Below are 23,291 nucleotides of genomic sequence, written 5' to 3' on the forward strand. Positions count from 1 at the left end.
CAGGGGACTTATTGTCTTTTCAGATCTTCCGGCTCTACCTGAAATTTCAAGGCGGCCGGACGGTTGGTTTTGTCGATGTAGCTGTTCCAGATGTCGCGTAAATCTTCAATGGCTTGTTTCACGTCCAGCTCCATGCCCCGGCCCTTGAGTTGGCCCAGGCAGAAGTAGAGTTCGTTTAACAAGCGGATCTGAGTGATGCCGATCACCTCCAGATAAGCCTCTTGATCCAGTAAGGTCAGATCTACCTTTTCAATTTCAGACAGCTCATAGAGTATTTCCTGGGCAATGGTGGTCAACAGGTCCCGGTAATAATTGGGCTGACTGAGGTCAATCTTACGCCCCCGGCTCAGGGCAACGGTGGTGGGAAGAGTAGTTCTGCCCATAATTACACCTGCATTTTTTCCAGATAGCGGAAAATAGCGCCATCATAGTTATGGGTCAAAGAGAAAACCTTCTTGGCCAGGGTAAAGCGGGTGGGCAGGGTGGTGGCCCCCTGGTGGGCCTGCATTTCGGCCAGCACAGTAGGATAATCGGCCGGATCCACTACTACAGTGACATCCCGGAAGTTCTTGGCGGCCGAGCGCAGCATGGCCGGGCCGCCGATGTCGATATTTTCAATGGCGTCCTCCAGGGTGCAGCCAGGACGGGCCACGGTTTTTTCGAATTGATACAAATTAACCACGACGAGATCAATAGGAAGTATCTGGTGAGTCTGCATCTGGGCCACATGTTCCGGCCGGTCCCGGCGTCCCAGAATGCCGCCATGAATTTTGGGGTGGAGGGTTTTCACCCGACCGTCGAGCATCTCCGGAAAGCCGGTGAAATCGGCCACTTCGGTAACTGCAATTCCGGCCTCCCGCAGCATCCGGGCGGTGCCGCCGGTGGAGAGGATTTCCACCTGAAACTGGCCCAACCCGCAGGCAAATTCGACCAGACCGGATTTATCGGTAACACTCATCAAGGCCCGTTGGATGGCGCTCATAGTTCCTCCCGCTAACAGATCAACTAAGATTATTCCTACTATAGCGTGAGAAATTATGCAACCCTTTAGGCCCCTCAGATTTTGTAAGTTTCCATTTTTAAACGGTCGGATTCCAGTAAAAACAACTGCCTATATTAAAATAGCCGGAGTTGCCACTCGACCGGTTTGGTCGGCATCCACTCAATTTCTGGTTTCGCGCCCAGTTAGTTCAAACCAGGTTTCAAGGCCAAAGGCGACCAAACCCTGGCTAATCAGGATGAAGGCCAGGGCTAAATCTGGGGGAAATCCCCCCGTCCGCTTTCAGGCTGCTAATCATCCCGGGTAAGGGTTATGCCATTACCGGTGAGGATAAAATAATGTTCATGAGCACAGGCCAGACAGGTTGGTTTCCCATCCCGCAGGCATACCCGGGTCTCCATGATCTCTTCCTCACAGATACTACAGGGCAGCGAAGCAAAGATCCGGGCATATTCGGGCATATTGATGGTCAGATGTTGAATATTAAACTGCTCCTCCAGGGGAGTCTGCAGTTCTTTCCGGGCCATGGCGTGCCACAGGTGGTGCAGCCGGTGATGGTCTTCCTCGTTGCCTTGCCGGTCAACTATTACTTTCTTGAACAAGGGGCCGGCGGCCGGATATTTTTCGAATAGCCGCTGCCGGAAACCGGGCTTGACCGCCAACCGGACCGCCACGCCATCCTCGCGGCGGGCGACGGTTACCGCGGTCTTGCCCAGGTCTTTGAAAATCAGGGCGTTATTGCCAAAGGTGCAACCGGTTACGGTCTGGATGCCATCGGTAAAACAATTATTGCATTCTACAATCGCCACTACCTCTTCCATACCGGTATTTTTCCGGTTTAAGGTGGTCATGGCATACTGTCCGGCCTGAATCCCCCAGGCCACCCCAGGGCACAGATGGCCGTGGATGGTCTCGGTATGGCGGAGCAATCCCTCCAGATCGCCGCTGCGAATCATGGTTTCAATGGCCCGGCGGGCCTCAGCAAATTCGTGCATTTAGTAATGCCTCCTGGTTTAGTTTGGACTGAAAAAATTAGGCAGGAAACAGGATTGTAAGTCCTCCTCCCTCCCCGCGGATCCTGATCCATTATAGTTCAAGGTTCGTATTTATGGGCCAACGGATCCTTCCCATTAGGGAACATTGACCCATACAGTTCGAATTTATTGATTTCCACTACGGTGCAAAATTTCATTCCCTTATCGTTGCCGGTCATCATCAGGGGCCGGGCCTTTCTGACATCCAGGGAGCCATCAGGCAGATATACCGCATCGTCCACCTCCAGATGCACGACCTTCCCCGTAATGAGCACGTATTGGGGCTCGGCGTAGGCTTTATATAATTGACATTCCATCCAGGCATAGCAACCCGCTATCCCCGGGGGCTTGATTTGCACCGAGGGTTTGACACTTAACCCCGCCACCTCGAACTCATCCACCTCTGGGGGGCTGTAGCGGGCGGTGGGGATTACCTTATCGGCCAACTCCAGTCCGGGAAAGTTCAACACAAACTGCCGGGTGGTCCGGATATTGTTCAGGGTGTCCCGCCGATGGGCCGAGGCCACACAGACCAGATCCAGTGGGCGTAACACCGGCATCACGCAGGAATAAGGAGCAATGTTGCGAACGCCCTCGGCACTGAGGGTCGAAATAAAGGCCACCGGTAGCGGCATGATTGATTCTCTTTTAAAAGGGTTCAAGATCATCATGATTTCCTTTGCTTATATTAAGTATCATTCATCCTGAATGCCAGGCCAAATTTGGGAACCAGGTACTAACGGACAGTACCGGCGGTAGCCGGTGTACTGGGCCACTGGTTTCCCGAAGACTAATAGCGTAGTTGAATGCCTCCATATATCGTTTGCGTGGGCAGCGGGAATCCGGCGCTTTCCTCGTAGAATTCGCCAGTGAGATTCTCAACTCCACCGTAGAGATAGCCCCTCATCCCGCCCTTTTGTACCACCGGATACCGGCCTTCCAAATTAAGAGTCATAAACCCCTTCATCGGTCGCAGTCCCACCCCGGTAAGCTTGTTGAGAATTACTTGAGCCTCCGGGTAATAGCGGTGGGAAACCATTCTGATATAAGCCTTGCCTTCGGCTCCATTGTTAGCCTTATATTTCAATCCCAGATTAAATTTGTGGTCCGGATACTCGGGTAGTTCTCGGATATCTCCACTTAAAGGATCAGCGCTGGTGCTGGTCTGCTGCCAGGTATAATTGGCAAAGGCGGAAAGATTGTAAGGCAGTCCTACCTCGCCCTCGACTTCCACCCCCCGCAGTTTGACCAGATCGATGTTGTAAACCACCCGGCTAGGACGATAGCCGAACACGGTACGGATATATTGGTTGATATCGTAGTAGTAACCTCGGACTCGGAGCACAGAGTTCCAGGGCAATTTCTGGGTCACCCCGGCTTCATACTGCATGCCGAACTCCGGTGATAAACTGCCGCCGCGGTTGGGAGGTTGGTAGCCGCCGCCGAACCAGTAAAACTCCGGTTGGGTGGGATAACGGGTGGCATAATTGACCGATATATAACCCTCGGTGGTGTCGGTGGGCCGGAAGGTCAAAGTACTCTTGGGCACCAAGCCATCCTTGCTGATCCCGTATACAAATGTGCGTGAAGCTGGGTTGATATTTGGAGAGGCTATATAATTATCATAGCGCAGCCCCAGGTAAAGCTCCATAAAACTCGCCAGAGGCAGCGTCGCCTCCACATAGCCGCTTTGAATCTTCTGGGCGTTCTTGATTCCCGAGCCATCGGTCGGTACAAACCGAAAATAGGTGGGATCGATATATTCATAGCTAAAACCGCCATACCCATAATAAACTCCTTCCAGGCCAAAACCCACCGGGACCTTGCCCAACCAGGGGACCTGGTTTAGGGTCTGGCGACATCTGAAGTTCCAGCCCCAGGTATCATCGCAGCCGGCGCCGCGCTGGCAAATGAGTTTGTTGCGGTCGTCCAGGGCATAAAAACGGTCCAGCCGGGATTCCTGGTTATAATAGAGCTTAAATTCTGCCTCGCCGGCCCAGAGCTTTTTAATCGCGCTGAGGTCAAGTTCGGTGCGCTGATTAAAGATGTAACTGTTATCTCCGAAGGTTTTGGCGCCGCCCAAAAAGGGCAGGCCCGGGCCGCCCAGGTAATTGTAGTCGCCGCGCGGTTCATTGGGGCGGAAGAAGGGTAAGTAATCCTTATTTTCCACAATCATACCGTTTTCCAGGGCGCTGTAACGACCCGCCAGGGTCAGGCTTAGATCCCAGGGGCACTCAAACGTCAGGCTGCCGTTCACATCCCAGCGGTCAACATAGTTGTTGCGCAAATAACCGGAACTTTTGCCGTGGCCGGCGCCGAAGGCGTAGAGCACTGGCCCAAAGCCATAAGAATGGCTGAACCGATAGGTTTGGGTATCCCAACTGCCATAGGAGGCATCGAGGGCAACCTTGGGCACTCGGCTGCCTTTGGAGGTGACAATATTGATCACGCCGCCCAGGGTGTCGCCATAGGCTGCGGATTGGGCGCCGCGGATGATCTCCACCCGCTCAATGTCCTGAAGGGGGATCATCGACCAATCCACATAGTACCCGCCCATCACCCCGGTGGCCTTTATACTCCGGCCATTGAGATTGATCTGCGAACGTGATTCATCCAGACCCCGGATCGACACCTGATGGTTGTTGCGGCCTAACAATGATTGCCGGCTCAGGTCCACCCCGGCCTGGTCTTCAAAAGCGCCTTGGATGGTTTGATAATAGCCCAGATCGATTTCCTCTTTTCCAATGATAGTGCTGGTCGGAGTTTCTTCTGGGACTGCCACTACTTCAATAGTCGGCAACTCTTCTATCTTCTTCACCTTTTCCGGCTCAGAGGCTATCTTTGCCTTTTCTTCCTCTCCGGCCGGAGTCTTCCCGGACGGCTCTTCCCCGAAAGCCGCCAGGGGCAATACCAGAATCATTAAGATCACCAGAGTCAACGATTTGAACATCCTGCCAGCCAACATTTTCTCCTTCTCCTTTCTCTCCAAGTACGCAGTTAAACGTTTTGACAACGCCTCCCTACTCTGTTAGAAAAGGAGCCAGGGACCGTTGTCTAACCCGAGCGCGGTTCCAGAGAAGGCAGCTATCCTTGGCCGAGGGGCTGCCTTCTTTTTCCCGGCCAAAGCACACTGGCTAATGCTGGGTGCTTACCTCCTTTGCTAACTCCCTACCAGGCGGAAAGCCAGCGGCACCTCAATAGTGAGCTGTGACTTCTGCAACGCTACCGGTAGAGGCGGAAACCGACCCACCCGCCTAACCGTATCCTGGGCCGCCTGATCCAGCACCGGGTGACCCGAGGATCGCAAGATGCTCTTGGACTTGATCTGGCCGCTGGCGGCAATGGTAAAGCGCAAGACCACCACTCCCTCCAGCCGCTGCCGGCGGGCCATTGAGGGATAATTCTTGTGGCGCTGCAGCAATTGCCGGACGCCGGACAAATAGTTGCTCAGGATCGAACCGGAGCCGAAGCCTGACCTTGCCCCGGAGCCGGAACCTGACCCCCGCCCGCAACCTCCACCAGAACCTCGACCATACCCCCGCTGAGAGGTGGGGCCCTGGCCGGTTGATCTGGCAGCATAAGTTGGCAAATTTTTCGGCGCCGGAACTTCGGGCCGGGCCATGGCCAGTGAAGGGGGGGGTGGAACCGGCTCGCGGCGGGGCCGGCGCCGGACAGTGCTTCTGGGTTTAGGTCGCCTTGGTACTACCTTGGGTTTAGGTTGCGGTTTAGGTTTCACTTGCGGTGGTGGCGAACTACCGCCCCCGGCCGCGGGGCCGGGACGGGCGCAGGTCAGGGTAATGGGTTCCACGACCACCACCCGCTTAGGCCGCGGTCGATCCTGGTAAAAAAGCAGTGCCCCACCCAGGATCATCCCGTGTAAAATGAACGACATCAGCACCGGAATAGTCCAGTCCAGCAGTCCCGGGCGGGAATTGCCAAATCTCAGGCTTGCCATCGCCAATCTTTAATCCTGGTCCACCTCGATGCCAATCCGCTGCACCTGTAAGCGCTTGAGTCGATCAATTACTTCAATTAAGCGGCCATGGCGGGCCTCTTTATCCGCGGCAATCACTGCCTGGGGACCATCTCCCGGTTTCTGACTCAAAAAGACCGCCTCGAACTGATCGTCCTGGGCTAACCGGACGCCATTGATAGCAATTCCACCCTCACGGTCAATACTGATGATGATCGGCACTTTTTCCATCTTGTCGGCCTGGGTGGCTTTGGGTAAGGCAATGGAAAAGGTGCGGGGCATCATCACCGTGGCAGTAATCAGAAATATGATCAGGATGACCAGGACAATATCCACAAAGGGAGTCATATTGATCTCGGTAATGGGGCCGTGAATCTGACCTTTCATCGCCGTGCCTCGCTTCTCGGTTGAATAGCACTGATGTTGGTTGCCTGTGGTTGGGGATTAAGATTGGTAAGCAACAGGCGCCCCAGACGTTGGGAGCGTTCCAGGACCACATGCAGACGGCTATGGAAGTAGTTGTACATCACTACTGCCGGTATGGCCACCAGCAGACCCACCGCGGTAGCCACCAGGGCCTCGGCGATCCCCGCCATGACCGCCGGGCCGCCCCCGTTTTCCGTCAGGGCCAAGTCTTTGAAGGCATGAATAATACCCAAAACCGTGCCGAACAGGCCAATGAAGGGGGCATTGGCTCCCAAAGTGCCCAAAAAAGGGAGCCGCTTGCCGAGCAGCAGGCCGATGCGGATGCGCTCGCTCTCCATGGCTTCCCAGACGGCCTCTTTGCCCTGTTCGACCTGCCTGAGCCCGGCATACAATACCTGGGGTTCCAGGGCCGCTTCTGCCTCACAACGGTCCCGAGCCTGGGACCAGGCCTCCTGCTCCATTAGCGGTCCGATATCATCCACAAAGTGTTCTTCGTTGAACCGGCCGCGATAAAATACCAGCCCCCGTTCAATCATCACTGCCACCGAAGCGATGCTGAGAATGATAAGCAGCCACAACACCCAGGCACTGCCCCCCAAAGCCAGGTTCAGCAAGGTCTTGGTAATATCCATGGAATTGCCTCCAAAAAAAACCATGAAGAGGTTTGCCCTTGACCGGGCACCTGCCTTCATGGCTTGGATTAAGCTAATTAAATTTTCAGCTAAATAAAATTTGAAAAATTATCAGGAAGTTCGTCTCCCTTACTATTACTGTTGTTTATCCCAAAAGGGCTGGAAATGTCAATCAAATTTTACCGGGGTTATTTTATTGGCTATATCCACCTTATGCCAAAGGGTGTCGCCTCCCTGGGGGAAATCCAAAGGGTTGCTTCTACCAGGAATCCCATTAACCAACCGTTTTTTGGAAGTCGAACCCCAGCGCTGAGGCTCAGGGGAGGTTAATTTTAATGGTAAAATCAATTTGCATGGGTTATAAATTAATATTTAAACTATTATATTTTCAGACCGGGGGGTCACCTCCTCCCCTACTAAGGAAAAACATATTCTATGTCCTCCTTAATAAAGGGTTTCCCTTTTGAGAGACGGAATTCCGATTGACTGAACGAACATAATGGAACTCTATTTCCGGCTACTGAAATACGTCCGGCCCCACTGGTGGCGGATGATAATTGCCATGGGAGCCATGTTGGGCGTCTCCGGAATCACCGCCCTGATGGCCTTTTTGGTCAAACCGGTGCTGGATGACATCTTTATTGATAAGCGCCTTAACATGCTCTATATTTTGCCACCCCTGATCATCGTCCTGTATTTGGTGAAGGGAGTCTTTTCGGTCATCCATAGCTACCTGATGAATTATGTTGGCGGGATTACCGTCACGGGCATCCGTGACGATCTCTTTCGCAATTTGCAATCCCAGCCCTTGATTTTTTTTGACCGCATTTCCACCGGGGTGTTGATGTCCCGCATTACTTATGATGTCAATATCCTGCAGACCTCAGTATCTACCGTGATTACCAATCTCGTCCGAGATATTTTTACCATCATCGGGCTGATCGGGGTTATTTTTTATCGGGAATGGCGGTTGGCCCTGATCGCCATGGTGATTTTTCCCCTGGCGGTGATTCCTATTATAAATTTTGGCCGTCGACTCCGTCGTATTTCCTCCTACCGCCAGGTTTCCATGAGTAAAATTAATACGATCTTACAAGAGACCCTGATCGGCAACCGGATCGTCAAGGCCTTCGGTCGGGAGGATTATGAGATTGAACGCTTCTGCCAAGAGAACCAGCGCTATTTTCGACTGCGAATGAAGGGGGTCATAGCTTGGGCTTTATCGTCACCGGTAATGGAGCTCTTGGGAGGTATCGGCGTAGCAGCCATTGTCTGGTATGGGGGGTACAACGTTATTAAAGGTTATTCCACTCCAGGAACCTTCTTTTCCTTCATGACCGCGCTGTTGATGCTCTATGCCCCCATCAAAGGCCTGAGCAATATTAACAACTCCATCCAGGAAGGGTTGGCTGCGGCCACTCGGGTCTTTGAAATCCTTGATCTCACCCCCACCATTCGTAACCAACCCGATGCTATCACCTTGCCACCCCTATCCCGGGAAATTGTCTTTGATAAGGTTGATTTTGCCTACGACCATCGACCGGCGCTGCGAAACGTCAGTCTTCGGGTGCGCCGCGGCGAGATGGTCGCCCTGGTGGGTCCTAGCGGGGCTGGTAAAACCACCCTGGTCAATCTGTTGCCCCGATTCTATGAAGTTACCGGTGGCTCGATTAGCATCGATGGCCATGATATCAGAGAGGTAACCCTTGAGTCTCTGAGAGGCCAGATCGGTATCGTTACCCAACAGACCATTCTGTTCAACGACACCGTGCGCCATAATATCGCGTACGGGCGGCTGGATTGTACTGAGGAAGAGATCATCCTGGCGGCCCAGGCCGCCTATGCTTGGGATTTCATCCAGACTCTGCCCCAAGGGCTGGATACCTTGATCGGCGAACAGGGACTAATGCTCTCGGGCGGAGAACGCCAGCGCCTGGCGATTGCCCGGGCCCTGTTGAAGGATCCGCCCATCCTGATTCTGGATGAAGCTACCTCAGCTCTGGACTCAGAAGCTGAACGAGCCGTGCAAAAGGCGCTGGATAATCTTATCCAGGACCGTACCACCTTGGTGATTGCCCACCGGTTATCTACCATCCTCCAGGCGGACCGCATCGTAGTGCTCAACGACGGGACAATCGTCGAAGTAGGGCGCCACGAAGAACTGCTCAACCGCAATGGTCTTTATCGCAAATTGTACAACCTGCAATTCTCAGGAGAGAAGGACAACGAGGTGGAGACTGACACCCAAGCCAGGTACAGCACCCTGGCCCACAGGTCATGAACAGTTGGTGGCAACAGGTCTTTGCCCGGCTGCAGAACGAACCGGGAACTCCATTGCCTGGGGGAGGTTGGCGGGTTCTGGCCACGGTGCTGGCTTGGGGGTATGGACTAGGGGCTCGTGGTCGACGTTGGTTATACGACACTGGTTGGCTCAAAGTCCAACGACTCACCTGTGGGGTGATCAGTATCGGTAATCTGACCGTGGGCGGGACCGGCAAAACCCCCCTGGTAATCTATCTGGCCCAGCGCTTACAGGATCAGGGGCGACGGGTAGCGATCCTCAGTCGAGGTTACGGCAGCACAGCTCAGGGGACGCAAGTGATCTCGGATGGGGAAAAAATTTTTTGTCAGCCGCCCCAGGCCGGCGACGAATCCTACCTCCTGGCCCGGCAACTCCATGGCATACCGGTCCTTACCGGGGCCAGCCGTTATGCCGCCGGGCTAGTCGCCGAGGACCGCTTCCATCCCGAACTGGTGCTGCTGGACGACGGTTTCCAGCATTTTCAATTACACCGCGATCTTGACCTGGTGCTTTTGGATGCGGCGCATCCTTTCGGCAATGGACGACTGTTGCCGCGCGGACCGCTGCGAGAGCCATTGAGCACCCTGCAACGATCGGTAGTACTGGTGCTGACCCGCTACCGGGAGGAACAGCACCGGGAACAATATACAAAACTTCAGGCCGCCTTTCCAGACACCCCTATCCTGCGCGCCGGCCTGCGCCCCCGTCGGGTTCTGAGCCACCCTGCCGGTCAACTGTTGCCAGCCCAATCGTTGCGGGGGCAGAGGCTGTTGGCCTTTGCCGGTCTGGCCCGTCCCTGGGTATTTGCTGCCAGCCTTCAAGAACTGGGGGTCGATATTACCGAATTTCATCCTTTTCCTGACCATTATCCCTATGATATAAAAGATCTTGAGCGACTGGCGGAGCGGAGCCGCCAGTTAGGGGTTCAGGCCTTGGTTACCACCGAGAAGGATTGGGCCCGGTTGGGGGAACGTTGGGAGTTAGAGCCAACGTTGTTAGTCTTAGGTCTGGAGGTGGAGTGGCTAGATCATTATTCCACCCGAATCGGGGACTACTCCCTAGAATTTTAGCCTTGATTAATGTGAGTGTTCCAGCCATTGCCCAAGACCCTGAAGCTCCTGCCGGGCCAGAGAGAATTCAGGATGCTCTACAGAGCCTGAGCGTGGTTCAGCGACGGCCCCTGCCCTCCCAGCCGCTGCGCCGCCTTTTGGTGCGCGCCACCAACTGGGTAGGAGATGCAGTCCTCATCCTTCCGGCTATATGCCGATTACGGGAGCTGTTTCCCCAGGCGCATCTGGCGGTGCTGGCGGTACCCCGGGTGGCACCAGTGTTTCAGGGGCATCCCGCAATTTCCGAGATTATTTTGTCTCCCTCCTCAGCGCCAGCTCCTGATAATCCGGGTAGATGGCCGCTGGTGAAAAAATTGCGCGCCCGGCGATTTGAGTTAGCCCTGTTGTTTCCCAACTCCTTTGAGTCGGCTCTGGTCGCCTGGGCAGCCGGCATTCCCCATCGCCTGGGCTACAATACTGATTACCGCACGCCGTTATTGACCACCATAATCCGCTCCCCGGAAAAACTGGCCCATCTTCATCAGGTTTACCGGCATTTGGGGCTGCTTAGGGCATTTGGGAATCAGGTCCCCACCGCCTTGCCGGCGCTATATCTGGATGACCAGGATTTGGCTCAGGCTCGTGACCTGATGGCCCAGAAATGCCTCGAGCCCGCACAGTTAATCATCGGCATCAGTCCCGGCGCTGCGTATGGCTCTGCCAAGCAGTGGTTGCCGGAGCGTTTTGCTGCTGTGGCGGAACAATTACAGAAAGAATTCGACGCCCGGATAGTGCTCTTGGGAGGGCCGGGCGATGCCGAGGTCGCGGGCCGGATTGTCGAACGCATGCGCCACCCTGCAGTCAATCTGGTCGGACAGACCGACCTTCGCACCGCCATGGCGGTAATCAAACATCTGGCCCTGTTGATTACCAATGACTCCGGTCTGATGCACGTCGCCGCGGCCCTGAGGGTGCCGCTGGTCGCCCTGTTCGGCTCCACTGATTCGGACAGCACCGGCCCTTTTACGCCTCTGGCAACGGTGCTGCGGCATCCGGTACCATGCAGTCCCTGTCTGGAACGAGAATGCCCTACCGATCACCGCTGCATGGAACTGATCACCGCGGCCGAAGTAGTGGCCGCCGCCCGTGACTGGCTGGCGAGGACGGCATGAATATCGGCGTGTTTTTAGACCGCGACGGCACCATCAACGAAGAGATGGGCTACATCAACCATCCCAGCCGCTTTCATTTGCTGCCCGGTACTATCGCCGCCATTGCCCGGCTTAACCGGGCCGGAATCAAAGTGGTGCTGGTCACCAATCAATCGGGCGTGGCCCGGGGCTATTTCCCGGCCTCGCTGATGGAGCAAATTCACCAACAATTACAGCAGGTGCTGCATCAGGGCGGGGCCTATCTGGATGGCATCTATATCTGCCCGCATGGCCCGGATGCGGGTTGTGACTGTCGCAAACCCCGGCCCGGTCTGCTGTACCAGGCTGTTCGGGATTTAAAGATCGATCTGAGCCGCTCCTTCGTGGTCGGCGACCGGTTTATTGATATTGAACTGGCCGCCAATGCCGGGGCAAGAGGCATCCTGGTGCTGACCGGCTATGGTCGGGGTGAACTGGAGTATTATCAGGGACCCAAACGGACCGAGCCGGTCTATATCGCCTCAGACCTAGAGGACGCCGCCCGCTTCATCTTAAATGAAGTAAATAAAATCGATAAATCCGGGTAAAACAACGGCTTGGCCGCTAGTTGAGCCAAAGCTCATATTTTTTACCAGAGCATGAAATGAATGAACCGGGGCCGGAGAAAAACCGCCCCTCTCCCAAAACCCTTAAAGGGGTGTTGGAAGGGGAGCTTGAGAGGAGGGCGGCGGCCCGGCGGTCCCCCGGTCCTCCCCTCAAATTAACCTTTTAAGTGCTTCGTGAGATAATTTCTTCTGCAATGCAAACTTATTCTGGTCAAAGCCCCCGTATTTTATTGATTAAACTCAGTGCCCTGGGGGATGTCATCCATACCCTGCCCACCCTGGAGGCCTTGCGGGCCACCTATCCCCAGGCCTGGATCACCTGGCTGGTGGAAGAGGCTGCGGCGCCGCTGCTCATCGGCCACCCTGCCCTGGACGATGTCTGGGTGTCCCGACGGCGATCGTGGTTAAGGCCCCGGCAAAATGGGCTTTTATGGGCGCGGGCGGCACGAGAGCTAATCCGACTGATCCATCGGCTTCGCAAGTCCGAATTTGATCTGGTGATCGATATCCAGGGTCTGCTGAAAAGTGCGCTCTGGGTCGCGCTGGCCCGCAGCCCCCGCAAAATCGGCTATGACCGTACCCGGGAAGGCAGCTATCTGGTCTTAAATGAGCGCCTGCCCCCTTTTGACCGGGAAGCGCATGCAGTCTGGAGATATTTAAACCTGGCCCAATATTTGGGCGCGGCTCCTGGCATACCTCGGTTTCGCTTACCCCTGCAGGAAGATACCGGGGTCTGGCTGGCGCCGCTGTGGCAGGATCGCAGCGGCCCGCTGATCGTGCTTCACCCCGGGGCTCGCTGGCCCAGCAAATGTTGGCCCGCAGCGCGCTTTGCGGCGCTGGCGGACCGTTTGGTCACCGAGCAACAGGCCCGGGTGGTGTTTACCGGCGGGGTCGGCGATCGCCCCCTCATAGCCCGCATTAAAGCCCGGATGCAGACCGCGGCCCTGGACTTAAGCGGCCGCACCAGTCTGCTCGAATTGGCCCGCCTTTTTCAGCAGGCGGAGTTGGCGGTGACTACTGACACCGGCCCCATGCATCTGGCCGCAGCGGTAGGCACCGCCGTGGTGGCCCTGTTCGGCCCTACCGCCCCCTGGCGCACCGGCCCCTTTGGCGACGGGCACCAGATCGTCCGCTTATACCTGCCCTGCAGCCCCTGCTTCCGGCGCCGTTGTCCCCATCCGGAGTGCATGACCGGGATCGGGGTCGAGGCCGTATGGGCGGCAGTGCAACAGATGCTGGCCGTAGAAAAAAGCAGGAGGCCGGGGGCTTAAGGAGGGAAGGTTGCCATGAATGCGGAAGCCAGATTATCTGAAGTAATTTCCAACAATGTGTCCCTCAAACTGGCGGAGCCCCACATCTACACGATTATCTCATTGAACCTGTTACACGTGCTGGTGGATATTAAACAGGTATTACTGGAGCTAAAAAACGTCTTGGCCGAGGGAGGGACGATTTCGCTTTTCACCCTGATCGAGACCCATAGAAAGGGGTTACCGCCAAAATTCACTTTGAAAATTTTTCTGGGCTTATAATGATAGCCTAGGGCTTGAGTCGGTTCACCGCTGGCTTGCTTGAATTACGGTTATATTTTTGTTATCGTTAATTTGATGACAATATCAACAAAGGCTTGAGGTGGTAATATGGGAGACTTGGGCCGAGGCTTGATTTTTATGGGTCTGGTCCTGCTGATCATCGGCCTGGTAATCATGCTGGCCCCCAAAATTCCCTGGTTGGGGAGGTTGCCAGGCGATATTACGATTAAGCGTGGCCGCTTTACCCTTTATTTCCCTCTAGTCACCTGCCTGATCATTAGTGTGCTGTTATCGATCCTGTTTGCGATCTTTCGCCGCTAAGCCGGGATCCGTTAATTTGACCAGATGTTCTCGGAAATCAGTTGAAATATTTTGGGGTCCCGATATACTCTTGGCTAGTTCAGAGCCGAAATAAAATAAATATTGATTGAATAAAAACTATATCCGTAACGGACTAAATAATGAATTTGCTGATAGTCAGGTGATCGGCGGGGTTAAAGAAAATGGGTCATCTTGTGGAGGAGGTAGGTCTGAATGCCGGAGTTACGAAAAGACCCGATCATTGATCGCTGGGTTATTATTTCCACTGAGCGGGGCAAGCGTCCGCATGATTTTGTCGTCGAGCCTGAGGTTACCAAGGGCGGCTTCTGCCCTTTCTGTCCTGGCAATGAGCATGTCACTCCACCCGAAATCATGGCTTATCGTGCCCCGGGCACTGCTCCTAACACTGCGGGTTGGCGATTGCGAGTGGTGTCAAATAAATTCCCTGCGCTGGTTACTGAAGGTGAACTGGACAAACGCGGGGAGGGGTTGTATGACCTGATGAACGGGATCGGTGCCCATGAGGTGATTATTGAAACTCCGGATCATGACGCTACTCTCTCGACGATTCCGGTTGACCAATTCGTCGAGGTACTGCACGCCTATCGGGATCGGATTGTGGATTTGGGTAATGACCCCCGATTCCGCTATGTCCTCATCTTTAAGAATAAAGGCCGCAGTGCCGGCGCGTCATTGGAACACAGTCATAGCCAACTCATTGGCCTGCCCATTATCCCGGAATTGGTCCAGGAAGAAATCGATGGCGCCAAAAGACATTATCAGATGAAAGAAAGATGCGTATATTGTGATATCATCCGCCAGGAGATGAATCAGAAAGTTCGGGTCGTCCTAGAAAATCACCAATTCTTGGCCATCTGCCCCTTTGCGCCGCGATCCCCTTTTGAGATGTGGCTCCTGCCCAAAGCCCATCATTCTTCCTATGTGGACATGGAGGACAGTTCCTTCTGGCTGCTAGGCGAGTTATTTTCTCAGATTTTAAGGCGGTTGGACGCGGCTTTAAAAGGCGTCCCCTACAATTTTATTCTTCATACCGCCCCCCTGCGGCAGCGTAATCTGGAGCATTATCATTGGCATTTTGAGATTATGCCCAAACTAACCCTGATGGCCGGTTTTGAATGGGGTTCCGGTTTTTATATTAATCCTACTCCCCCCGAAGACGCGGCCCGTTATTTACGGGAGGTGGAAATTTGATCCGGGACCGCGATCAGAGGCCTGTACTCATATAAAAAACGAATTTTGGCGGAGAGGAAAATTTATGCAAATAATGATCGTTGCTCCCGAAGCCAAACCTTTTGCTCGAAACGGAGGTCTGGCTGAGGTAATCCATGGTCTTGCCTGGGCGCTGGTCCGACAGGGCCACCAAGTGTCCGTAGTAACCCCTTATTATCGCCAGACTCAGGATGGCGGCTGGCCGATAGCTTTTTCCGGCAAGACCTTAAATATCCCCCTGTCGATCAAAACCTTAACCGCCGAGATCTACCATATCCAGGTTCATCCTAAACTGCAAATCTTTTTCGTCGGCCAGGACTGTCTGTTTAACCGGGAAGGCATTTATGGCACCCCTTATGGAGATTACGAGGATAATGCTGAACGGTTTATCTTCTTAAGCCGGGCGGTACCCGAAATGATTGAAGCCCTGGAGCTGGACATTGATGTTTGTCACTGCCATGAATGGCATACGGGCCTCATTCCAGCCTATCTCCGGAACCTTTACCGTGATCGTTCTCACCTGTCCTCTATTGCTACCTTATATACGGTTCATAACGTGGGCTGGCAAGGGATTTTCCCCCATTATGACCTGCCTCTCACCGGTTTCGGTTGGGAGTTCTTTAACAGCAAAACCATGGAGTTTTATGGTAAAATAAATTTAATGAAGACCGGGCTGGTATTTGCCGATCTGATCAATACGGTGAGCGAGACCTACCGCCGTGAGATTTTAACCCCAGAGTACGGGGCCGGCCTGGAAGGGGTTTTCCAGGAACGGGCTCAGGATCTTTATGGAGTGCTGAATGGCGTCGATTATGAGACCTGGGATCCCTCCCTGGATAAACTTATCGCCTCGCCTTTTAGCCGGGAAAACCTATCGGGGAAAAAGACCTGTAAGACTGCCCTGGCCAAATATTTTGGGATCGAGCTTGCCGAGCATCAGCCCATGATCGGCATGACTACGAGACTTACGGAGCGTAAAGGCATCGAGTTGGTCCGCGATATCATGGAAGAGTTAGTCAATCTAAACGTGGCCTTTGTTATTCAAGCCACCGGGGAAGAACGCTACCAATATTTTTTCACTGAATTCCAGCAGCGTAATCCGCACCAGGTGGGGGTCAGAATCGGCTATTCGGAGGATCTCGCCCACCAGATCATTGCCGGCTCGGATATGTTTCTCATGCCTTCGCGCTATGAACCCTGCGGCCTTGATCAACTCTATTGCCTGCGTTACGGCACCATCCCGGTGGTCCGGGCCACGGGAGGATTGGACGAAACCATCCAGGATTATGACCTTCCGAGCGGAGAGGGAACCGGCTTCAAATTTCAAAATTATACGGCAGCCGATCTGTTGGTTGCCATCCAGCGGGCCCTGTCGGTTTATCAGGATCAAAGCGCCTGGCAGAAACTGATTCAGCAGGCCATGGCACAGGATTTTTCCTGGGATAAATCGGTCCAGAAATATCTGGAGCTTTACCAGAAGGCTATGGAGAAAAGATCACTTTATCATTAGAGGGGCTTGATCTAGGACAATGTCTAATCAGTTGGCATTTTTGACCCAACTCATCGAACTTTTTACCTCCTCGGTGAGTTATAGCGAGCGCCTGGATAACTTTGTCCACCTTTTGGCTCGGAATCTGAAATTTGATCTGGCCCTGTTCTTTGTCCTGGAAAAAGAGAAACAACGCCTGCTCCTCAACACCAGCAGTAAAGGCCCGGTCTCTCCGGCCAATCTGATCAACTTTCCGCTAGGAAAAGGCTTGGTGGGAACCACAGCCCACACCCGGGAAAACCAGATCGCCTATCGGGACGAGCCTGGGATTTTACAAGCCAATAGCCCGCTGGAAGTTCTGCAGCCTGACTTTCAGACTCTGGCCAGCTTTGTGGTGGCAGATGACAATTTCTTGTATGGAGTGCTGCTTCTGATAGATAAAAAGCGCCGCAAATTAGATGTCTCCGCCCTGAAGTTGATCAAGCTGGCCTGTCGGCTGTTAGCTGGAACTATCCGTCAGGCCTTACGCCACGATGAGACCAAGAAACGGATTGCGGAGCTATCGGCCCTTTTTGAAATCGGCAAGGCCATCAGTTCCACCATGGAACTGGATGCGCTGTTGGAACGCATTGTCAGTACCTGTGCAAAAATTATCAATGCCCGGGGCGCTATTTTAAGAATCATCGATGAACAGACCGGAATCCCTATAATTGCCTCGGAATACGGCGATATCTCTCAGGTCTGTCCGGTCATAGTGCCCTCCGAGGTCCAGGCTGCGGTGGTCAGCGGGGAACTACCTTTTGTTGCCGCCAGTTTCCCCAACAGTAAAGGCCAGATCCATTCCTACCTGGGGGTGCCTTTGATTTTCAAGGGACATCTAAAAGGGGTGCTCTGTGTCTATGACAAAATATCGGAGACTCAGGAATACCAAGAATTTGATGCGGAAAACCGCCAGCTCTTGTTTACTATGGCCGGGATGATCACCAGCAGTATAGAAAACGCTCTGACTTTTCAAGAATTAGAATCGCTGGCCGAGAAAAACGAACGGATGGTGCGGGTGCTCACCGTGCTGCAGGAAATTTCCTGGGCCTTGATGACCACCGTGCGGATGGAAAAGCTCTTAGATATCATTCTTAATGCTCTGACCCTGGAAAGCGGTTTAGGATATGATCGAGCCATAGTGCTGCTGGTAAATGAGGCGCATCAGACCCTGAAAGCGGTTAAAGGGATGCTCCGACGCCCTGTTCCACCCTCTTTAACTTTACGGGAAGCCTTGATGGTGCCGGTCGAGGCCCAGGCGGGAGGCGAGCTGGAGAAGCTGCTACCCAAATTGCAGATTCCCTTAAAAGAAGATCAGAGTATTCTGGCCCGGACGGTGTTGCAGAAAAAGCCTTTTCACATTACCCAGGCTGAGCAAGACCCTCGGGTTAATCAGGAATTGCGGCGCTTGTATGACACCCAGGAATTTGTTACCGTCCCCCTTATCGTCAAAGATCAGGTCACCGGGGTTATTGTAGTAGATAACCAGCGGTCAAAACGCTCTATCCGCGATGAGGACGTTCAGATACTTACCATGTTTGCCAACCAGGCGGTCCTGGCCATTGAAAACTCCCGGCTCTACAGCACCATTGAAGCCAATGCCCGAGAACTCTCGCTTATTCGTGAACGGATGTTGGAGTCTGACCGGTTGGCGGCCTTAAGTGGCCTGGCCCAGGGGATGGCCCATGAGATCCGCAATCCGCTGACTTCGATTGGAGGCTTTGCCCGCCGGATTAGTAAAAAAGTGGGGAAAGACTCCCCCCTCCGACACGATGTGGAAGTTATCACCCACGAAGTCGGGCGTTTGGAAAAACTCCTGCGCGAGGTCTTGGATTTCTCTGGGGTCAACCTGGGTTACTATGAGGAGCATCAACTCAACCAGATAATTGAAGATGCTCTAACCCTGATCGAGCGCGACCTGGCGGCCAGCAATATCAAGATAGTCAAAGACCTTGCCCTAATGCCGGCGGTCCATTGTGATGATCGGCAGATTAAGCAGGTATTTTATAACCTCTTCCAAAATGCCCGCCAGGCCATGGAAAAGGGTGGAACGCTCACCATAAGGACTTATCCGATGGAAAAGGCTGACGGCTTGTATGCCGCAGCCGCAGTCTCGGATACGGGTGGGGGGATACCCATAGAATTAGTACATAATATTTTCAATCCTTTTTTCACCACCAAGGAGTTTGGCACCGGTCTCGGTCTTTCCATCGCCCAGCGGATTGTCTCCCGCCACTACGGTGAAATCGAGATCATCAATGAATTGGGCAAGGGTGTTACCTTTATTGTTACTCTGCCGATTACTAAATATTGTCTGATTAACCCCCCTGAAGCACAGGAACCGCAGACCAAATGATGATTGCCCAGTTTTAGAGGAGGACAATGATGAAAAAGATTCTGGTGGCGGATGACGAGATGAGCATCCGGCTGCTCTATAGCGAGGAACTCAAAGACGAAGGTTATGAGGTCTATACCGCGGCCGATGGCCGGGAAGCCATGGACATTGTAGAAAAAGTTCCGCTGGACCTGGTAATCCTGGATATCAAAATGCCGGAGATGAGCGGTATCGAAGTCCTCCGCCAGATAAAGGAAAAGAATCCTCGGATGCCAGTGCTGCTCAGCTCCGCCTACAGTGAATATAAACAGGATTTCGGGACCTGGGCCTCGGAAGAATATCTGGTCAAATCTTCCGACCTGGAGGACCTGAAAGCCGCGGTCAAAAGGCACCTTAAAGACTAAATGGGCGCGAGCGCCGGTTGCCTAAGGGAAGGCAATGTATGAATTTCAATGGTTGGCCGTTTTGGAGATACTGGATGGAGCTAGCCAATCAGTGTATGAGTCCTGGCACGAACCCTTTTTAGCCATCCCTTATATACTCTGAACCCACAGTTGCCGCTTATGTCCATAGTCATCTTTAGCTGTCTGATGCTTGATTTGAGAAACCAACGGCTGCGCCTTTAGCTGAGACAGAACCCGGCTCAACAGCCCGAACCAGTAATGACCTCTTATCTCACCTTATTAAGACCGATCCCAAAACTAGGGTTAAGAGCCCAAAAATCAATAAAGAGAAAGATGAGGCCAGTAACAGCGCCATCAGTGCCCGCAGCCTGGATAACTCGAAGACTCGAACCAGGGCCTTAAATTCCAGGATCAAGCACCACAGGCTGGCGATCACTCCACCCCCCATGGGGAGAAAGGTGGCTATTAAAGGGGCGTTGGCATAGGCCACGACTCGGAAAGCCGCTTCATAGCTCGGCTGCCGCCCTCCCACCAGCAACAAGGCCAACTGCAAGAAAAAGCTGCCGATAAATTGGGTAACCAACACCAGCAGGGGAACCAATAGGGTCACCCCCACCACGGTTTTTGGCTCTAAATTTAATGATTTGTTGACCAAAAAAGATAGCCAGGAACCCAAATTGCCAATTAATAACAGTTGAATTAACTGCCAGTAGAAAGAGGCCAGCATGCCGGTCGTCCCCAGAATCAGGGCAAAACCCAAGGGGGCACTTAATCCCCCCTGACGAGTCAGGTTCTGGAAAAATTCTCCGGGATGGAGCAATATCAGTTTGATCGTATTGACCAAGGCCGCCAGCACAGGCACTTCCGGGTCTTCCCAGGGTATCGGCCCCTGAACTTCAGGAGGGCTGTAACCCTGTTCTTCGTTCTCCACCCAGTCCCCCGGCAGATTCATGAGCGTGCCCTTTCCATCAACTCCTTTACCTCTTTTGGGTTTTCAATGCCGTAGAGCATGATCAACGATTTATCCGCAGGCCGCGGCTTAACGATGACATTGCCTACCTGGAGCAAGGTTTGGGTCAATCCCCGTCGCATCTCTATCTGATCCACCTCAGTCCAGGCCAATTTTTCCTGGTGCGCAGGAAAACGTCTGACTTTCTTAATACCCTGAGGGGATATCTGGTATTCCTGGTTCCATTTCAGATAAAACACTCCCAGAAGCAAAATTATCCCAATAATCAGTCCGCGTAGGGGAGTGAGTCCGAGTTGCAGGCTAAACTGGGGATTAAGATGGGGCCCCAGAACACAAAGGCCGATGGCCACATAATAGACCAAAAAGGCCCGCCAGGAGGGAGAAAGGACTCTGGTTTCGGAAATGGCCATATGGAGAGCTCCTTGTTTGTGGCCCCAGGCTTAAAAATTAGACCCGCGGCAGATTAAACCTGGCAATTACCAGAAGCTAGGGTCGAATCCGATTTTTATGGCATGGGGATAAAAAAAGGGTTAACGATAAACTATCTGAAATCCCGACTGGTCACCTAAATAAGGTTCCCACTGGATTTTTACCTCTTTGACCCAGGCGGAGGGCGGCCCCTGATGACACCAGGCAATGACCTGCTCTACCGCTCGCTTGTCACCTTCGAAAAGGGCCTCCACTTCGCCACTGGGCAGGTTGCGGACCCAACCGTTAACTCCATACCTCCGGGCTTGGTCCCGGGTATGGGCCCGGAAAAAGACCCCCTGGACCATTCCGTCAATTAGCACTCGAGCCCGCACCATCTCCTCTTTGCTCATGCCCTCCTCCGTAATAAGGCTTCAAAGGCCGCTTCGTCCAAGATCGTCACCCCCAGGGCCTGGGCCTTGGCATATTTACTGCCCGGTTCGGCCCCGACCACAACATAATCAGTTTTTGCGGAAACCGAAGAACTGACCTTGCCGCCCCGGGCCACCACCAGGGCCTTGGCTTCCTCCCGCGAATAATGTTCCAGGCCTCCGGTAAAAACAAAGGTCTTGCCGGCCAAAGGCGTCTCGGGGGGACTCTCCGGGGGCTGGATCTCCAGTCCCGCGGCCAGAAGTTCGTCCAGCAACCGCTGCTGATGAGGATTTTGAAAATAATCACGGATACTCTTAGCTACCTGGGGCCCCACCCCTTCCACCTGCAACAACTCCTCCAGGCTGGCGGCCCTTAAGGCATCCAGAGATTGGAAATGCTGGGCCAACAGATTAGCCGTAGCCTCGCCGACATAGCGAATTCCCAAGGCATAGATGAATCGACCCAGTTCCGGCCGCTTGCTGGCCTGGATGGCAGTAATGATGTTCTTAGCTGATTTCTCCGCGAAGCGCTCCAGGGGAATCAGCTCGGCTTCGGTCAATTTATACAGATCACTGAGCTTTTGAACTAACCCATTATCCACCAGTTGATCGACGATCTTTTCTCCCAGGCCGTCGATGTCCATTGCCCCTTTGCTGGTAAAGTGCAGAATGGACCTTTTGAGCACGGCCACGCAGTTGCGGTTGGGACAACGGGTGACCGCCTCCCCCGGGGGTCGCACCAGTTTAGTGCCGCATACCGGACAATGAGTCGGCATCTCAAACGGGACGGTGTGCTCCGGACGACGGTCTTTTATCACTTTGACCACTTCCGGAATCACATCACCGGCCCGTTGAATCAGGACCCAATCTCCGACCCGAACATCCTTGCGCCTGACTTCGTCTTCGTTATGCAGGGTTGCCCGGCTTACCGTCACTCCCCCCACTTCCACCGGTTCCATGATCGCGGTGGGAGTCACCGCGCCGGTGCGGCCCACCCTGACCCGGATATCGAGGACCCGGGTAGTGGCCTGGGTGGCGGCAAATTTAAAGGCCAGGGCCCAGCGCGGGCTGCGGGCCTTGGTGCCTAGGCGGGCCTGAAGAGCCAGTGAGTTGACTTTGATCACCACGCCATCGATCTCATAGGGAAGCCCATGGCGAAGCTGCTCTAAGCGGCGGTGATAATCGATGGCCGCTTCGATTCCCAGGCATCGCTCGATCTTCGGGTTGATCCGCAGCCCCCAGGCTGCCAACGACTGTAACACTTCCCAGTGGGAGGCAAACTCCCGGCCGATTACCTCACCCACTCCATAACAATAGATATTCAACGGCCGTTGGGCGGTAATGGCAGAATCAAGCTGGCGCAGGGACCCGGCTGCGGCATTGCGGGGATTGGCAAAGGCCGGCTCCCCTTGGAGTAGCCGCTGCTCATTAAGCTTTTTAAAGTCCGCGGTTTCAATATAAACTTCGCCCCGCACCTCCAGCCGCGTCGGAACAGGCTCCTCAGTTTTGAGCAATACCAAGGGAATGGTGTGAATGGTTTTCAAGTTCTGGGTGACATTTTCCCCCCGCCAACCGTCGCCGCGGGTGGAGCCTACCGCCAGTTGTCCATTTTCATAGACCAACTCTACCGCACAGCCGTCCAGTTTGGGCTCCACCACATATTCGAATTCCTCGTCGGTCCGCAAAAACCGCTTCAAACGCTGCTCAAACTCCCGGGCTTCGGCCTCGGTAAAGGCATTCTCCAGGGAGAGCATGGGAATGCGATGCTCAACGGTCTCAAACTTATCCAACGGCGGTGCCCCCACCCGCTGAGTGGGGGAATCCGGGGTCACCAGTTCCGGGTACTGCTCTTCCAGGCGCTGGAGTTCCTGCATTAACCGATCAAATTCGGCGTCAGCAATCTCCGGCGCATCCAGCACATAATAGCGGTAATTGTGATAGTGAATCTGCTCCCGCAACT

General features: G+C 53.9%; 23 protein-coding genes. 11 read left to right on the top strand and 12 right to left on the bottom strand.

Annotation, left to right across the window (positions count from 1 at the left end; all coding sequences use genetic code 11):
* Positions 1-8 precede the first annotated feature (8 nt).
* The 8 genes from JRG72_07465 to JRG72_07500 all read right to left on the bottom strand — a co-directional run bounded on the left by JRG72_07465 (position 9) and on the right by JRG72_07500 (position 7,065).
* Entirely contained in the window at positions 9-383 is a 375-nt protein-coding gene (locus tag JRG72_07465; protein ID MBW2135053.1) for a hypothetical protein, read from the bottom strand.
* A gap of 2 nt (positions 384-385) precedes the next feature.
* Positions 386-982, bottom strand: a complete 597-nt coding sequence (locus tag JRG72_07470; protein ID MBW2135054.1) for an IMP cyclohydrolase — start codon at positions 980-982, stop codon at positions 386-388.
* A 308-nt stretch (positions 983-1,290) separates the two neighbouring features.
* On the bottom strand, positions 1,291-1,995 hold the full coding sequence (locus JRG72_07475; GenBank protein ID MBW2135055.1) for a TraR/DksA C4-type zinc finger protein: 705 nt from the start codon (positions 1,993-1,995) through the stop codon (positions 1,291-1,293).
* Between the two features lie 98 nt (positions 1,996-2,093).
* Positions 2,094-2,702, bottom strand: a complete 609-nt coding sequence (locus JRG72_07480; GenBank protein ID MBW2135056.1) for a flavin reductase family protein — start codon at positions 2,700-2,702, stop codon at positions 2,094-2,096.
* Positions 2,703-2,824: 122 nt separating this feature from the next.
* Entirely contained in the window at positions 2,825-4,984 is a 2,160-nt protein-coding gene (locus tag JRG72_07485; GenBank protein MBW2135057.1) for a TonB-dependent receptor plug domain-containing protein, read from the bottom strand.
* A 210-nt stretch (positions 4,985-5,194) separates the two neighbouring features.
* On the bottom strand, positions 5,195-5,989 hold the full coding sequence (locus JRG72_07490) for an energy transducer TonB (protein ID MBW2135058.1): 795 nt from the start codon (positions 5,987-5,989) through the stop codon (positions 5,195-5,197).
* 9 nt (positions 5,990-5,998) lie between these two features.
* Entirely contained in the window at positions 5,999-6,394 is a 396-nt protein-coding gene (locus JRG72_07495; protein MBW2135059.1) for a biopolymer transporter ExbD, read from the bottom strand.
* Positions 6,391-7,065, bottom strand: a complete 675-nt coding sequence (locus JRG72_07500) for a MotA/TolQ/ExbB proton channel family protein (GenBank protein ID MBW2135060.1) — start codon at positions 7,063-7,065, stop codon at positions 6,391-6,393. Before JRG72_07500 ends, JRG72_07495 begins: the two co-directional genes overlap by 4 nt.
* Before the next feature lie 499 nt (positions 7,066-7,564).
* Between JRG72_07500 and msbA the strand changes: the two genes are divergently transcribed.
* The 11 genes from msbA (at position 7,565) to JRG72_07555 (ending at position 19,522) form a co-directional block, all read left to right on the top strand.
* On the top strand, positions 7,565-9,346 hold the full coding sequence (gene msbA, locus JRG72_07505) for a lipid A export permease/ATP-binding protein MsbA (GenBank protein ID MBW2135061.1): 1,782 nt from the start codon (positions 7,565-7,567) through the stop codon (positions 9,344-9,346).
* Entirely contained in the window at positions 9,343-10,437 is a 1,095-nt protein-coding gene (gene lpxK, locus JRG72_07510; protein ID MBW2135062.1) for a tetraacyldisaccharide 4'-kinase, read from the top strand. The genes msbA and lpxK overlap by 4 nt, the downstream gene beginning before the upstream one ends.
* A complete protein-coding gene (gene waaF / locus JRG72_07515) occupies positions 10,386-11,588 on the top strand; it encodes a lipopolysaccharide heptosyltransferase II (protein MBW2135063.1) in 1,203 nt (400 codons plus the stop codon). Before lpxK ends, waaF (JRG72_07515) begins: the two co-directional genes overlap by 52 nt.
* Entirely contained in the window at positions 11,585-12,154 is a 570-nt protein-coding gene (gene gmhB / locus JRG72_07520; GenBank protein MBW2135064.1) for a D-glycero-beta-D-manno-heptose 1,7-bisphosphate 7-phosphatase, read from the top strand. Before waaF (JRG72_07515) ends, gmhB begins: the two co-directional genes overlap by 4 nt.
* A 212-nt stretch (positions 12,155-12,366) precedes the next feature.
* Complete coding sequence (waaF, locus tag JRG72_07525) at positions 12,367-13,443, top strand: lipopolysaccharide heptosyltransferase II (GenBank protein ID MBW2135065.1); 1,077 nt, start codon at positions 12,367-12,369, stop codon at positions 13,441-13,443.
* A gap of 15 nt (positions 13,444-13,458) precedes the next feature.
* Entirely contained in the window at positions 13,459-13,704 is a 246-nt protein-coding gene (locus tag JRG72_07530; protein ID MBW2135066.1) for a hypothetical protein, read from the top strand.
* A 108-nt stretch (positions 13,705-13,812) separates the two neighbouring features.
* The gene (locus JRG72_07535) at positions 13,813-14,025 is read left to right on the top strand and encodes a DUF2905 domain-containing protein (GenBank protein ID MBW2135067.1); all 213 of its coding nucleotides are present in this window, start codon (positions 13,813-13,815) and stop codon (positions 14,023-14,025) included.
* 213 nt (positions 14,026-14,238) lie between these two features.
* Positions 14,239-15,237 carry a galactose-1-phosphate uridylyltransferase gene (galT, locus tag JRG72_07540; GenBank protein ID MBW2135068.1) on the top strand — a complete coding sequence of 333 codons (999 nt, stop codon included), beginning with the start codon at positions 14,239-14,241 and terminating at the stop codon, positions 15,235-15,237.
* Between the two features lie 64 nt (positions 15,238-15,301).
* Positions 15,302-16,765 (top strand): glycogen synthase GlgA, encoded by a 1,464-nt coding sequence (gene glgA / locus JRG72_07545; protein ID MBW2135069.1) that lies wholly within the window; start codon positions 15,302-15,304, stop codon positions 16,763-16,765.
* Positions 16,766-16,784: 19 nt separating this feature from the next.
* Positions 16,785-19,139 (top strand): GAF domain-containing protein, encoded by a 2,355-nt coding sequence (locus JRG72_07550; protein MBW2135070.1) that lies wholly within the window; start codon positions 16,785-16,787, stop codon positions 19,137-19,139.
* Between the two features lie 29 nt (positions 19,140-19,168).
* Positions 19,169-19,522: a response regulator gene (locus tag JRG72_07555; GenBank protein ID MBW2135071.1), complete on the top strand. Its 354-nt coding sequence runs from the start codon at positions 19,169-19,171 to the stop codon at positions 19,520-19,522.
* Positions 19,523-19,793: 271 nt separating this feature from the next.
* On the opposite strand, the gene JRG72_07560 is transcribed toward JRG72_07555, so the two are convergent.
* From JRG72_07560 to ligA, 4 genes are all read right to left on the bottom strand, one after another.
* Positions 19,794-20,474, bottom strand: a complete 681-nt coding sequence (locus JRG72_07560; GenBank protein MBW2135072.1) for a YIP1 family protein — start codon at positions 20,472-20,474, stop codon at positions 19,794-19,796.
* The gene (locus tag JRG72_07565) at positions 20,471-20,902 is read right to left on the bottom strand and encodes a hypothetical protein (protein MBW2135073.1); all 432 of its coding nucleotides are present in this window, start codon (positions 20,900-20,902) and stop codon (positions 20,471-20,473) included. Before JRG72_07565 ends, JRG72_07560 begins: the two co-directional genes overlap by 4 nt.
* Before the next feature lie 120 nt (positions 20,903-21,022).
* The gene (locus tag JRG72_07570; protein MBW2135074.1) at positions 21,023-21,313 is read right to left on the bottom strand and encodes an acylphosphatase; all 291 of its coding nucleotides are present in this window, start codon (positions 21,311-21,313) and stop codon (positions 21,023-21,025) included.
* A partial coding sequence (ligA, locus tag JRG72_07575) for an NAD-dependent DNA ligase LigA (protein ID MBW2135075.1) occupies positions 21,310-23,291 on the bottom strand: 1,982 nt, incomplete at its 5' end. The genes ligA and JRG72_07570, both read right to left, overlap by 4 nt.

The sequence above is a fragment of the Deltaproteobacteria bacterium genome, from assembly GCA_019309545.1.
In the GTDB taxonomy this organism is placed as follows: Bacteria; Desulfobacterota; Desulfobaccia; order Desulfobaccales; family Desulfobaccaceae; genus Desulfobacca_B.

Excerpts from the sequence above, each read along its gene's own strand:
- msbA (MBW2135061.1), top strand. The coding sequence starts at position 7,565 with ATGGAACTCTATTTCCGGCTACTGAAATACGTCCGGCCCCACTGGTGG.
- JRG72_07500 (MBW2135060.1), bottom strand. The coding sequence starts at position 7,065 with ATGGATATTACCAAGACCTTGCTGAACCTGGCTTTGGGGGGCAGTGCC.
- JRG72_07465 (MBW2135053.1), bottom strand. The coding sequence starts at position 383 with ATGGGCAGAACTACTCTTCCCACCACCGTTGCCCTGAGCCGGGGGCGT.
- JRG72_07550 (MBW2135070.1), top strand. The coding sequence starts at position 16,785 with ATGTCTAATCAGTTGGCATTTTTGACCCAACTCATCGAACTTTTTACC.
- JRG72_07555 (MBW2135071.1), top strand. The coding sequence starts at position 19,169 with ATGAAAAAGATTCTGGTGGCGGATGACGAGATGAGCATCCGGCTGCTC.
- glgA (MBW2135069.1), top strand. The coding sequence starts at position 15,302 with ATGCAAATAATGATCGTTGCTCCCGAAGCCAAACCTTTTGCTCGAAAC.
- galT (MBW2135068.1), top strand. The coding sequence starts at position 14,239 with ATGCCGGAGTTACGAAAAGACCCGATCATTGATCGCTGGGTTATTATT.
- JRG72_07495 (MBW2135059.1), bottom strand. The coding sequence starts at position 6,394 with ATGAAAGGTCAGATTCACGGCCCCATTACCGAGATCAATATGACTCCC.
- JRG72_07530 (MBW2135066.1), top strand. The coding sequence starts at position 13,459 with ATGAATGCGGAAGCCAGATTATCTGAAGTAATTTCCAACAATGTGTCC.
- waaF (MBW2135065.1), top strand. The coding sequence starts at position 12,367 with ATGCAAACTTATTCTGGTCAAAGCCCCCGTATTTTATTGATTAAACTC.
- JRG72_07490 (MBW2135058.1), bottom strand. The coding sequence starts at position 5,989 with ATGGCAAGCCTGAGATTTGGCAATTCCCGCCCGGGACTGCTGGACTGG.
- JRG72_07535 (MBW2135067.1), top strand. The coding sequence starts at position 13,813 with ATGGGAGACTTGGGCCGAGGCTTGATTTTTATGGGTCTGGTCCTGCTG.
- JRG72_07480 (MBW2135056.1), bottom strand. The coding sequence starts at position 2,702 with ATGATCTTGAACCCTTTTAAAAGAGAATCAATCATGCCGCTACCGGTG.
- JRG72_07475 (MBW2135055.1), bottom strand. The coding sequence starts at position 1,995 with ATGCACGAATTTGCTGAGGCCCGCCGGGCCATTGAAACCATGATTCGC.
- JRG72_07485 (MBW2135057.1), bottom strand. The coding sequence starts at position 4,984 with ATGTTCAAATCGTTGACTCTGGTGATCTTAATGATTCTGGTATTGCCC.
- gmhB (MBW2135064.1), top strand. The coding sequence starts at position 11,585 with ATGAATATCGGCGTGTTTTTAGACCGCGACGGCACCATCAACGAAGAG.
- JRG72_07560 (MBW2135072.1), bottom strand. The coding sequence starts at position 20,474 with ATGAATCTGCCGGGGGACTGGGTGGAGAACGAAGAACAGGGTTACAGC.
- JRG72_07570 (MBW2135074.1), bottom strand. The coding sequence starts at position 21,313 with ATGAGCAAAGAGGAGATGGTGCGGGCTCGAGTGCTAATTGACGGAATG.
- JRG72_07565 (MBW2135073.1), bottom strand. The coding sequence starts at position 20,902 with ATGGCCATTTCCGAAACCAGAGTCCTTTCTCCCTCCTGGCGGGCCTTT.
- lpxK (MBW2135062.1), top strand. The coding sequence starts at position 9,343 with ATGAACAGTTGGTGGCAACAGGTCTTTGCCCGGCTGCAGAACGAACCG.
- JRG72_07470 (MBW2135054.1), bottom strand. The coding sequence starts at position 982 with ATGAGCGCCATCCAACGGGCCTTGATGAGTGTTACCGATAAATCCGGT.